This window comes from Rhodococcus oryzae (assembly GCF_005049235.1).
Taxonomy (GTDB): domain Bacteria; phylum Actinomycetota; class Actinomycetes; order Mycobacteriales; family Mycobacteriaceae; genus Rhodococcus_G; species Rhodococcus_G oryzae.
The window spans coordinates 393,909-405,676 of record NZ_SUMD01000001.1 but is presented as its reverse complement, the minus strand read 5'-3'; the positions used below and the strand labels follow the sequence as shown (position 1 = coordinate 405,676).

The following is an 11,768-nucleotide window of genomic DNA, read 5'->3' as shown; positions in this document are numbered from 1 at the left end:
AGAGTGATCACGGTCACCCGCCCGGTCTCCCGGTCCGCGGTGACCCCGCTTGATCGTCGACACCCCCGCGGGCCAGGCTGGGGATATGGCGGACAACCAGGCCATCGCGATCGTGGACCCGCATGTGCATCACTGGCTGCCGTCGAGACGGCCGTGGTATCCGCTGATGCAGGAGCGGGGCGACGCGAGGCCCTCGACACTCGGTGACCTGCGCCGATTGGCACACGACTACACCGCGGCCGATTATCTCATCGACTCCGCCGGCTATGAGATCCGCGCGATCGTACATGTCTCGGCCGTCAGCCGAACCGGAACACATCTCGACGAACTGGAGTGGATCGGGGAGCTCGCGCGCGCGGACGGTTGGCCCGCCGCGGCGATCGGCACAGTCGACCCCGCCGCCGGCTGGCCCTCGATCCGGGCCGAGCTCGACGCGCAACGACGCAACCCGCTCTTCCGTGGGATCCGGGTGCTGCGTGGGCTCCGCCCGGATTCCGAGGTGACCGTGCCGCTGCTCGACTACCTGCGGCGGCACTCGCTGGTGTTCGACCTCGTCGCCCATCCTCGCTCCATGCCGGGCTGGTCCGAGGCGCTGCGCGGCCACGAGGATCTGGTCGTGGTGCTCGAGCACGCCGGATGGCCCATTGCCGCAGCGGATTTCGATGACTGGTCGGCCGCGCTCGGTCTGCTCGGTGAGCGCGCGAACGTGCAGTGCAAGATCTCGGGGCTCGGCATGGCGCTGCACACCCTGGACGGGGCGGTCCAGCGACCCTGGGTGCTTCGGTGCCTGGAGGTCTTCGGTCCGCGGCGGGCGATGTTCGCGAGCAACTTCCCGGTTGACCGCATGTACGGCGAGTTCGACCGGCTGTACGACGGATACCGAGCGGCGGCGGCGCAATTCGATGCCGACGCTCGGTCCGCCCTGTTCGAGACGAACGCGCGACGCGTCTACGGACTCCTCCCCAGGTAGGAGGTTTCCGACCATCGGCTCACCTACCGTTGAGTCGTGATCGAGATCCGACCGCGTCGCGACCTGCGCCCGCTGGTGCGCTGTGCGCCCCTGGTTCTGGTGCCGCTGATGCTGCTCGCGAGCGACTTCCCGGGCGAGTACCAGGTGCCGGCCGCCTACTGGCTGCTGTCCGTGGCCGCGGCCGCGGCCTTCGTCGTGGGCGACCGGTGGCCGCTACCCGTCTCTGTCGTGCTGTCCGCGCTGGCGGTTCCGCTGTTCGCGGCGGACGCGTGGGGGCTGTCCGAGCTGGTCCCGTATCTGGGGGCGGTGTCGCTGGCCGAGGTCGCGATGCGCACACATCGGACCTGGCAGGTGGTCACCGCGACCGTTTGCTGGACCGGTGCGGTGCTCGCCGGGATCTGGGTCGACAGCCATACGGACTTCTGGCGCCCCGCGAGCGCGGTCTCGACTGTGGCGTATGTGGGCCTACCCCTGCTGCTCGGGCTGTACCTGCGAGCGCAACGGGACCTCGCGGTGACCTACCGGGCACAGGCCGTGGCCGCCGAATCACGCAGGGCCGAAGCCGAACTCCACGCCAGGGCCGCCGAACGCAGCGCACTGGCGAGGGAACTGCACGACCTCGTCGCGCACCACATGGCATCGATCGTGCTGCGGATCGGGGTCGCGCGGCACGTACTCGCGGACGCGGATCCACGGGTCCACGGGGTGCTCGACGACGTGCACGCGACGGCCTCCGATGCGCTCGCCGACATCCGCAGGCTGTTGGTGGCGTTGCGGGATCCGGCCCTGGGCGAGGTCGCGCTGGTCGAGTCCGACGCGGTGCCCACCGAGATCGATGCCGCGATCGAGCGCACCCGGGCGGCGGGATACACGGTCTCTTCGGAGGTGGACCCGGACCTGGGCGGGCTGGATGCGATCGGCAGGCTCACGTTGCTGCGGGTGGTGCAGGAATCGCTGACCAATGTCATGAAGCACGTGGACCCCGGCGGGGCGGTCGCGGTGACGGTGGCACGCCGAAGTGGGGGCATCGCTGTCCGGGTCACCGACTCCGGCCACGACGCGGGCGCCCCGAATCCGGCCGGGCACGGGATCATCGGGATGGGCGAGCGCGTCGAACTCGTCGGCGGCACCCTCGACGTCGGCCCGACGGAGCGAGGGTGGGAGGTCGATGCCTGGCTCCCCGGCGTCGCCGTCACCGCCGTGGAGGGGGAGAAGTGATCCGATTGCTGATCGTCGACGACCAGCGCCTGGTCCGCGCCGGGCTGCGGATGCTGTGCGAATCGACCGAAGACCTCGAGGTGGTCGGCGAGGCGGCGAACGGGGTCGAGGCGGTCCGGCTGGCCGCAGAGTTGTCGCCGGACCTGATACTCATGGACCTGCGGATGCCGGGGCTGGACGGCATCGAGGCGACCCGCCAGATCCTGGGGTCGCGGCCGGAGGCGAAGGTGTTGGTGCTCACCACCTTCGACGATGACGACCACCTCTATCCCGCGCTGGCGGCGGGGGCGGCGGGGTTCCTGGTCAAGGACACCGCGCCCACTGATCTGTTGAGTGCGATCCACGGCATCGTCGACGGCGACATGCTGTTCTCGCCCGCGTTGCTGCGGCGGCTGGTCGACCGCGCGCTCGACACCGGCCCGCAACCGTCCGGGGACGTGGGCGTCGCGCTGACGGCGCGCGAGCAGGAGGTGCTGGCACTCGTCGGTGAGGGGCTGAGCAATCAGGAGATCGCCGACCGGCTGCACCTCGGGGTGACGACCGTGAAGACGCACATCGCCAACCTGATGGACAAGACCGGATGCGACAACCGGGTCCGGCTTGCGGTCTACTCGCACAAACGCGGCTGAGCCGCGGCCCGCAAACCTGCACACAACCTTCACAACTCCTGCCGGGCATCCCCACACACGGCCCATACAGTCGATGCATGACCCAGCGAAGAGTGCTCGTCGTCGACGACGAACGCACGATCTCCGAGTCGATTGCCGCGCGGTTGCGCGCGGAGGGGTACGAGGTCGAGACGGCGGCGGACGGGCCGGGCGCTGTGTCGGCGTGCGCGAGCTTCGACCCGGACGCGGTGGTGCTTGACGTCATGCTGCCGGGTTTCGACGGGCTCGAGGTGTGCAGGCGCATCCAGGCCACCCGGCCGGTTCCGGTGCTGATGCTGACCGCCCGCGCCGACGAGACGGACATGGTGATCGGGCTCGGGGTGGGCGCGGACGACTACCTCAGCAAGCCGTTCAGCATGCGGATCCTGGTCGCTCGAGTGGCCGCGCTGCTGCGCCGTTCAGAGCGTGCCGTGCCGGAGCAGCCCGAGACCCTCGCCGTCGGCGAGGTGACGATCGACCTCACCGCTCGGCGGGTCCGGCTCGGGTCCGAGGAGGTCCACCTGACCCGGACCGAGTTCGACCTGCTGGCGCACCTGGCCCTGCGTCCGCGCGCGGCGATCGCCCGCGAAACGCTGCTCGAGCAGGTCTGGGGCTGGGGCGAGTCGGCCAGTAGCCGCACCGTCGACAGCCACGTGAAGGCGTTGCGCCGCAAGCTGGGCGGCGACATGATCCGCACCGTGCACGGGGTCGGTTACGCACTGGAGGTGCCGAGGTGAACTGGCCGAGGCCGCTGGACCCGTTGCGTTCGTTCAAGGCCAAGACCGGCCTGCTGGTGGTGGCCTCGCTGTTCCTCGCGTCGCTGACCTTCTGGATCACCGCGCAGTGGCAGTTCCGGTTCGCGTTGCTCGCCGCCCTCCTCGCCGCGCTCGCGGTGACCCAGGTGCTCGCGCACGGCATGACGTCGCCGCTGCGGGAGATGACCGCCGCGGCGCGGGCGATGGCGACCGGCGACTATTCGCGCCGGGTGCGTTCGACGTCGCGGGACGAGATCGGTCAGCTGGCGACGGCGTTCAACCAGATGGCGGAGGATCTCGAGGCCGACGACCGATACCGCCGTGAGCTGATCGGCAACGTCTCACACGAGCTGCGGACCCCTATCGCGGCCCTGCAGGCGGTGCTGGAGAACGTGGTAGACGGCGTCGAGACGCCCGATCAGCAGACGATGCGGTCGGCGCTCGCCCAGACCGAACGGCTGGGCAGCCTGGTTGCGGACCTGCTGGATCTGTCCCGGCTGGAGGGCGGCGCGGTGCCGTTGCAGCGCACCACTTTCGAGATCGAGCCGTTCCTGGACGAGGTGATCCGGCAGGCCGCAGGCCCAAGCGGTCCGTTGCCTGCCCGGGTGGAGGTGACACCGGCGGGGCTGCGCGCAGTCGCGGACACGGCCCGACTCCATCAGGTGATCGCCAACCTCCTCGACAACGCGGCGCGGCACGGTTCGCCTGATGCGCCCGTGCGGGTCCGCGTCCGGGTCGACCAGGACTCGGGCCAGCTGATCCTCGACGTGCACGACGACGGCCCCGGCATCCCGGCGGCCGACCGGTCCCGGGTGTTCGAGCGCTTCACCCGCGGCGGCGCGCCGGACGGCGGGACCGGCCTCGGGCTCGCGATCGCACGCTGGGCGGTCGAGCTGCACAGCGGCCGGATCGAGGTACTCGACACCGGTCCGGGCTGCTGCATCCGGGTATCGATTCCGCAGACCTGACCCGACAGACAAAAGCGAATTCCCTTGGGGTCCGGCCTTCCCGGCCGGTCCCGTGATGACGCCTGCCCGCATGCCGGGTGGGCGCGGATCAGGAGGACCAGATGAGCGCAGAGACGATGGACCGAGCGATGACGGCGGCGCGCCCCGAAATGGTGCGGGGCGGCCGCCCTTGGCGCTGGCCACGCGGGATGTGGCGGCACGACCACACGTCGATGGCCCCCCGCGCGACCCTGGCCGCCGCGCTGGGTGCCGGCGCCATCGCCACCCTCACACTGCAGGTGACGGTGGTGAGCATCGCCTACCTCCTGACCGGAGCGGCCGTGGCGGCCACCGCGTTCGCGACCGTTCGTCCGCGTCCGACGAGGCTGCAGGTCGGCGCGGCCCTCGGCGCCCTCGCCCTGCTCGCGGTGGCGGCGGTGCGCGGCGCCGAGTGGCTGGTCACGCTGTGCGTGGTGGCGAGCTGGGTCGTCGGATCGGTCGCCCTTGTCGGCGGCTGGACGTGGACGGGCCTCGCGCTGGCGTCGACCGCGGTCTGGCTCACCCCCGTGCGCGTGACCTGCTGGGTGCGGCGTGGCCGTGCCAGGTTCCGGACCGGGCGGGGCGTGAAACCGGGCCGGGTGGCCGCCGTGACGGCGATCAGCGTCGTGCTGATCCTGGTGTTCGGTTCCCTCTTCGTCAGCGCCGACCCCGAGTTCGCCGAGCTGTTCGGCGCGGTGGTTCCCGACGTGCAGGTGACGAATCCGGTAGGTCGCCTGATTCTCGGTTTCCTCGTCATGGGCACGGCACTCGCAGGGGCCTACCTGCGGCGGCGGACCCCGCGTTTAGATGCACTGGCGCCCCGACCCGGGCGCCCGGTCGCGCGGTGGGAGTGGGCGGTGCCGCTGGCGCTGCTGGACCTGCTGTTCGCGGTCTTCGTCGCGGTGCAGGTACGGGTGCTGTTCGGCGGGGACGAGCACGTACAGGACACGGACGATCTGACCTACGCCGATTACGCGCGGCAGGGCTTCTGGCAGCTCACCGCGGTCACCGTCCTCACCCTGGCCGTCATAGCGGTCGCCGTCCGGAAGGTGGACAGGCAGGACCAGGGGGACCGGGTGAGCGCCCGCCTGCTCCTCGGAGCGCTCTGCGTCCTCACCCTCGTGATCGTCGCGTCGGCGGTGCATCGGATGTCGCTGTACGAGAACGAGTTCGGCTTCACCCGGCTGCGCGTGAGCGTGATGGCGACGGAGCTGTGGCTCGGTGTGGTCTTCGTGTTGCTGATGGTGGCCGGGGTGCGGATGTCGGGGCGGTGGCTGCCGCGGGCGGTGCTGGCATCGGTGGCAGTGGGGCTGCTCGGGTTCGCCGTGTTCAACCCGGATGGCTACATCGCGGAGCGGAACGTGCAGCGGTACGCCGACACCGGGAACATCGACGTCGGGTACCTGCGCGGCCTGTCCGTCGATGCGGTGCCCGCCCTCGACCGGCTGCCCGAGCCCGCACGCTCGTGCGCGCTGCTCGGGATGGACGTCGGCGACGACACAGGGTTGTTCGAGTACAACCACGCGCGGGTACGTGCACGCGAGATCCTGCGGGCGAGGCCGGTAGGGGAGTGCACCGACCTTTCCTCGCTGGGCTAGGTCCAGGGCGGGATGGGCCGCTTGACCCACATGATCTTCTCGTCGGCGTGCGCCGGGGAGGCCTGCGGGTGATCGGGGTTCGCGGCGGCCCAGGCCGACTTCTGGTCGAGCAGATCGGCTACTACGGTCCAGGTCTCCCTGGTGCTCGGCGGGTTCGCGCCTGCCGCCCTCGCGAGCTTGCGCAGCCGGTCGTCGGGCAGTTCGAGGAGCTCGGCCCCGCTGATGGCCCGGTCCCATGCGAACCGGGCCAGCTCGGTGGCCTTCTCGCGCCGCTTCCGGTCGGCCGCGTCGGTGTGCGCGAAATCGACCTCGTCCGGTTCCATCAGGCCTCCCAACCGCTAGCCGCCGTGCCCCTGGTGTGACATGTCCATCGCCATCGGAGCGGGCTTCTGACCCGGTTCGAGGACGAGGAACTGCCCCATCATGCCCTGATCCTCGTGCAGCAGCAGATGGCAGTGGTACATGTACGGAAAGGTCGGGTCGGTGTACTCGGTGAAGCGCAGCGCCAGCCGGAACCGAACGCCCGGCGGCGTGTAGACGGTGTCCTTCCAGCCGGCCAGCGCCGGGGGCGGCGGGCTGCCGTCGATGTCGATGATCTGGAACTGCACGTCGTGCACGTGGAAGTTGTGCGGCCAGTTGTCGACATTGCGCACCGTCCACACCTCGGTGGTGTCGACGGTGGGGGAGAAGTCGATGCGGTTCATGTCCATCTGGGCGCCATTGATCATGAACCACTGGAGCTCGAAGCTGCGCTCCACGGCCGCGCCCGTGGGGTCGAGCGGTGCGATGGTCGCCAGCGATGCGGGCAGTGCGGGTGAGCCGGTCGGGTTCTCGCTGGGTCGCAGCTCGAGGATGTCGAAGCTGTCCTGCACCCCGAACGCGGCCGCGTCGCCGCGGTCCAGTCCGGCGTGGTCCTCGTGGGGCAACGCGCGCAGCAGCGCGTTCGAACCGCTCACGGCCACCACGATCTCGGCCCGCTCACCGGGGCTGAGCCGGACCCGGGTGAGCGGTACCGGCGCCGCCAGCAGCCCGCCGTCGCTCGCGACCAGATGGAACTCGCGATCATCGGCGAAGCCGAGGTTGTACATCCGGCCCGAGGAACCGTTGAGGATCCGCAGCCGAACCCGCTCGGTGCTGACCGGTAGGTGGGCGCCGGCGATCCCGTTGGTGACGATGGTGTCGCCCAGCAGCCCGATGTCGGTGGGGTCGGACTCGTCGAGGGTGCCGTCGGCGGTGAAGCGCTTGTCCTGGATGATCAGCGGGATGTCGTCCACCCCATAGGTCTTGGGCAGATCGACCGCGTCGGTGACCTCGTCGTCGACCAGGAACAGCCCGGCCAGGCCGCGGTAGACGTGCTTCTCGGTGGAGCCGTGCGGGTGCGGGTGATACCAGAGGGTCGCGCCCGGCTGGTTCACCGTCCAGGCCGACTCCCAGCGCGCGCCGGGCTCGATGGTCTGGTGCGGTCCGCCGTCGAACCGGGCGGGCACGTGCATCCCGTGCCAGTGCACCGTGGTGGCCTCGGGCAGGCCGTTGTCGATGGTGAACGCGACCGACTCGCCGCGGCGGGCGCGGATGGTCGGACCCAGCATCGAACCGTTGAACCCCCACGTCGCGGTCGACTTGCCTGCCAGGATCTCCGAGCTGCCCGCCCCTGCGGTGAGGGTGAAATGCCGAGTACCCGCCGCGTCGGTGGTGGCGGTCGCGAGCGGCGGGATGGGCAGCGGCCGGGAGGAAGTGCCCGCCGGGCTCGACTGGCCGGCTGCGCATCCGGCGGACAGGGCGATCGGGGTGGCGGCGAGCCCCATCAGGAAGGCGCGCCTGGAGACGACGTTCATGCCTTCGAGTCTTCGGGGCGGTGGAGCGCGTGCCGCCCGTCCGTAGGCCGGTGTTCCGGCGATTCGGCTCCTCCCTGCGGGCCTTGTCAGGGCAGTCGTGCTGTGTTAGCGCGCGACGCCGGTGCCGGTGTGGCATCGTTCTGTCATGCCGGTCATCGCCCAGATATTCGCTGGTCTCGCTGCTGCGCTACACGTCGTGATCTTTGCCATGGAGAGCGTGTGGTGGACGCGCCCGGAGGTCTGGAAACGCTTCGGCCTGACCAGCCAGCGGGACGCGGATGTCGCCCGTCCGTTGGCGTACAACCAGGGTTTCTACAACCTCTTCCTCGCGATCGGCATCGTGGTCGGCCTGATCATCGGGGGTGACGCCGGGCATGCCATCGTCGTCTTCTGCTGCGTGAGCATCATCGGTGCCGCGGTGGTCCTCGCATCGACGGGCGCAAAGTACCTGCGGCCTGCGGTGGTTCAGGGGATCACCCCGCTGCTCGCGCTGATCACCGCGGCCGTGTTCTAGAACGGCGGGGGTTGGTATCGGAGACGTTCGCCCAGGATCGCGAGGTGTTCGGCGTGGTGGGCGCGCAGTTGTGCGCAGCGTGCGAGGTGGGCCGGGTCGGTGATGGTGGCGAGCTCTGGGAGCGTCGGGGGTAGGTCGGTGGGGTGCATGTGTGTTTCCCACCAGGTCGGTTCGTAGATTCCGAGGTCGGGTGGTTCGGGCGGCGGCGGGGGTGCAAGTGGCGGCCTTGAGGTTGGCCGAGCCGCGGGTTTCTTGGTACGGGCGCTTGGGCGTTGTGCGACCGGTAGCGGCAGGGTGACTCCGATTGCGCCGTGCGCGCCGACCCAGGCGATCACGTCGCCGTCGAGGCGGACGACGCGGAAGAGGCGATCGGTCTTGGCCTGGTGGTGCCAGATGCAGGCGGGTTCGCCGTTGCTCTCGATGGTCCAGCCGCCCGCGTAGGGGTTGTCGGGGTCGAATTCGACGATGTGGTCGAACTGGCAGTCCCGGGCCTTGACGGTGCAGCCGGGGAAGGTGCAGGTGTCGTATTTGTCGAAGACCGCCGTGCGGACGGCGTTGCTGGGCCGGTAGGTCAGGGCGCCGCGGGGTGGGTGGGCGTATCCGCCGTGCCCGTCGGGGTGTTGGCCGTCGAGCAGGGCCGGGTTCGCCGTGATCGCGTCGAGGATGTCGGTGATCCGCGGCTCTCGTGGGCCGGCATCCGATCGTGGGGGCGCATCTTGCTGCGGCGGTAGTTGCCCAGCGCGGCGGCGGCGCAGTCGATAGCGGGCCGGAACTCCGGGCGGTGGGGATGAGGCAGAGCTGTCCCCTGAACCGCTGTCGCCCTTCGTTTCTCGTGGTGGGCAGTCGGGCACACGGTCGGGCGGTTCACCGCCTACCCATGGTTGATGTTGTGGCTCGTTGCTCTCCGACTCGACGTCGCTGCCGTTCTCGCCCTCATCGCCGCCAGCTGCACTTCGCTCAGCCTGGATTCGTCTTGCGTCGGTGATCACCGCCTGCCACGTCGCATCCCCGGCGAGCAACCGCGCCAACTCCGGATCGATCGGCCCGTGCCCCTCCAGATGTCCGGGGCGATCCGCCAGCCGAAGCAGGCTCTCCAGGTCGATGTGGATGTGTACCTCGGGTTTCGGCCGCTCGGGTCGCGGTAGGAGCGCGGTCGGGCAGTCGTCCCGCCCGCACTGGCAATGGAGGTAGGTCTCGCCGTGCACCAGTGCCATGAACGCATCGGTGCGCAGGTTGTCGACCGTGCGCGGGTCCTCGCGACAGACGGTGCCGGCTATCTCCAGAATGAGACTGTCGAGGGTCCGACCCTCGGCGGCCGTGAGGGTGGCGTACACCTGGGCCATGCCGTGCAGGTCCGCCGTCACCGACACCCGACGGCTATGTCGTTCTTTTCGCTTCCGCAGTTCCTCCGCCTCGGCGGGGTTGATGCGGATCAGCTCCCGCATCACCTCCGCCACCAACTTCTTCGGCGTCAGATACAGCGCGGCGTCCGCGAGGTGGCCCTCCATGAGGGCGAGTGTCGCGTCGGAGATCTCCGCGGTCGCGTCGACGATCGCGAACACCCGCGGAAAGTCCACCCGCCCCGACACGAACACCGCACGAATCAACGGCAACCGCAGATCCAACGCATTGCCCACCGCCACATACCGTTCCGCGGTGAACGCACTCACCCCGAGAGCGAGCGAGGTCTCCATCTCCGCCGACCGACCCGCCCGATAGGCGAACTCCTCCCCGAACAAATCCACCTCGTGCGCGAACTGCCGCCGCGCAAACGCCGCCGCCGTGAGCACCTTGTGCGCGGCGGCGATGTTCTCCGCCCGCCCGTACTCGCGCAACGCCGACAACGCGGCCGCACCGTCCTCGAAATCCACAGGGCGCTCGACGCCGCGGGCGCCCTCACCTGCGCCACCCCGAAACCCCCCGGTATCGAACATGTGTACGAGTCTACGTGGGACCACCGACAAGATGATTCCGAGGGGATTCAGTCGGGGGTGCCTCGATCTATCACTCGCAGCACCTGTTCCGGGGTATGTCCTGGCCAAAAGGCGTGCATCGCCCATGTGGCGCCGGCCCTGCTGAGGGCCTCGAGGTCGACGCCAGGACGAGCTACCACTGCGATATCGAACGCCCCAGACGAACCACGCACGGTCTCGATTCTCTCCACGATGCGCGCAACCCCTGCCGCATCTATTTCGAGTGGGAAGATTCCGTCGTATCGTGCGGCTCGCTCTATCGGGCGGCCCGAAGTGCGCTCGGTGCCGAACCACAGCGGAATCCGTGGCTGCTGGACCGGCCGGGGGAGGATGTGCACCTCTTCGGCCACCAGGAGCCCACGGTGGGTGACGGTCTCGCCGGCCCACAATGCGGCCAGAACTTCGGCGCCTTCATCGAGCGCTCGGCCACGCTGACGAGGATCGGCGACATCACCGAAGGCCGAGTACTCCCGTCCGGCATCGCTGCCTGTGCCCAAACCCACGATCAGGCGACCACGACTCAGGTGGTCGAGGGTCACCGTCTCTCGTGCCAGTTTGATGACCCGCCGTCGTGGCAGTGGTGTCACCATCGGCCCCAACTTGATCCGGCTGGTCACCGTCGCCGCAGCGGCCAACACCACCCAGGGATCCGCGATGTCCCACTCGCCCGAAATGGGACTCAGGACATGATCCCAAACGAAGAGCCCATCCCAGCCCGATTCTTCGGCGGCCTGTGCAATGTCGGTGATCGCGTGCGGGTCAGCCAGTGCGCCGAAGAGCGGCACGTAGATCGCATGACGCATCGTCGAACCATAGCGCCGCTTTGCCCCCAATCGGATGGGTCTGCGCAGTTGTGAGTGCGACCATCCAGCCTGACCTACGGGTTGTACTGTGAGCCATGCCATTCCCAGCTCGTCGAGCGCTGCGCGTAGGGGCCCTGACGCTCACGGCGATCTTCGGGGCGGGTCTGCTCTACACAATGCTTGTCTACCGCAGTGTCAACGTCTTCACTCCGCCGGAGAGCATTGAGTCACTCGGCAGGACCTACCTTCTGGGCAACGCCGAGTTCAGTCGCGAGGAACTGGATCAGCGGTACGGTCCCACGCACACCGGGACCTGGACGCTGGAGCGAGCGGGCTTCTTGCCATCCGTGCACGGCATCTATCAGTGGCAGAACGATGAAGTCCGCGGTGAGGCCACGACGAGCGCCTTCCTGAAGTGGGGCGATCGATACATCGCCTACTCGCTCTCGGGCGGACCCTGAGCTACGCA

12 protein-coding genes are annotated in these 11,768 nt (G+C 69.3%); 8 read left to right on the top strand and 4 right to left on the bottom strand.

Annotated features, from left to right (window positions below):
- Positions 1 to 85 precede the first annotated feature (85 nt).
- The 6 genes from FCG67_RS01880 to FCG67_RS01855 all read left to right on the top strand — a co-directional run bounded on the left by FCG67_RS01880 (position 86) and on the right by FCG67_RS01855 (position 6,174).
- Positions 86 to 970 carry an amidohydrolase family protein gene (locus FCG67_RS01880; RefSeq protein ID WP_136906600.1) on the top strand — a complete coding sequence of 295 codons (885 nt, stop codon included), beginning with the start codon at positions 86 to 88 and terminating at the stop codon, positions 968 to 970.
- A 36-nt stretch (positions 971 to 1,006) separates the two neighbouring features.
- Positions 1,007 to 2,188, top strand: a complete 1,182-nt coding sequence (locus FCG67_RS01875) for a sensor histidine kinase (protein ID WP_342775439.1) — start codon at positions 1,007 to 1,009, stop codon at positions 2,186 to 2,188.
- Positions 2,185 to 2,817 carry a response regulator gene (locus FCG67_RS01870; protein WP_136906598.1) on the top strand — a complete coding sequence of 211 codons (633 nt, stop codon included), beginning with the start codon at positions 2,185 to 2,187 and terminating at the stop codon, positions 2,815 to 2,817. Before FCG67_RS01875 ends, FCG67_RS01870 begins: the two co-directional genes overlap by 4 nt.
- Before the next feature lie 77 nt (positions 2,818 to 2,894).
- On the top strand, positions 2,895 to 3,572 hold the full coding sequence (locus tag FCG67_RS01865; protein ID WP_136906596.1) for a response regulator transcription factor: 678 nt from the start codon (positions 2,895 to 2,897) through the stop codon (positions 3,570 to 3,572).
- Positions 3,569 to 4,558 (top strand): HAMP domain-containing sensor histidine kinase, encoded by a 990-nt coding sequence (locus tag FCG67_RS01860; protein WP_136906594.1) that lies wholly within the window; start codon positions 3,569 to 3,571, stop codon positions 4,556 to 4,558. Before FCG67_RS01865 ends, FCG67_RS01860 begins: the two co-directional genes overlap by 4 nt.
- Positions 4,559 to 4,659: 101 nt before the next feature.
- A complete protein-coding gene (locus FCG67_RS01855; protein ID WP_342775438.1) occupies positions 4,660 to 6,174 on the top strand; it encodes a DUF4153 domain-containing protein in 1,515 nt (504 codons plus the stop codon).
- Here FCG67_RS01855 and FCG67_RS01850 read toward each other — a convergent pair.
- Entirely contained in the window at positions 6,171 to 6,497 is a 327-nt protein-coding gene (locus tag FCG67_RS01850; RefSeq protein ID WP_136906592.1) for a hypothetical protein, read from the bottom strand. The genes FCG67_RS01855 and FCG67_RS01850 overlap by 4 nt on opposite strands.
- Before the next feature lie 15 nt (positions 6,498 to 6,512).
- Positions 6,513 to 8,009, bottom strand: a complete 1,497-nt coding sequence (locus FCG67_RS01845; RefSeq protein ID WP_136906590.1) for a multicopper oxidase family protein — start codon at positions 8,007 to 8,009, stop codon at positions 6,513 to 6,515.
- Positions 8,010 to 8,154: 145 nt separating this feature from the next.
- Here FCG67_RS01845 and FCG67_RS01840 point away from each other — a divergent pair, with 145 nt between their 5' ends.
- Positions 8,155 to 8,523 (top strand): DUF1304 domain-containing protein, encoded by a 369-nt coding sequence (locus FCG67_RS01840; protein WP_136906588.1) that lies wholly within the window; start codon positions 8,155 to 8,157, stop codon positions 8,521 to 8,523.
- On the opposite strand, the gene FCG67_RS01835 is transcribed toward FCG67_RS01840, so the two are convergent.
- On the bottom strand, positions 8,520 to 10,457 hold the full coding sequence (locus FCG67_RS01835) for a DUF222 domain-containing protein (RefSeq protein ID WP_169310419.1): 1,938 nt from the start codon (positions 10,455 to 10,457) through the stop codon (positions 8,520 to 8,522). The genes FCG67_RS01840 and FCG67_RS01835 overlap by 4 nt on opposite strands.
- A 47-nt stretch (positions 10,458 to 10,504) precedes the next feature.
- Positions 10,505 to 11,299 carry an LLM class flavin-dependent oxidoreductase gene (locus tag FCG67_RS01830; protein WP_136906584.1) on the bottom strand — a complete coding sequence of 265 codons (795 nt, stop codon included), beginning with the start codon at positions 11,297 to 11,299 and terminating at the stop codon, positions 10,505 to 10,507.
- Positions 11,300 to 11,394: 95 nt separating this feature from the next.
- Here FCG67_RS01830 and FCG67_RS01825 point away from each other — a divergent pair, with 95 nt between their 5' ends.
- Positions 11,395 to 11,760 carry a hypothetical protein gene (locus tag FCG67_RS01825; RefSeq protein ID WP_136906582.1) on the top strand — a complete coding sequence of 122 codons (366 nt, stop codon included), beginning with the start codon at positions 11,395 to 11,397 and terminating at the stop codon, positions 11,758 to 11,760.
- Positions 11,761 to 11,768: the final 8 nt, after the last annotated feature.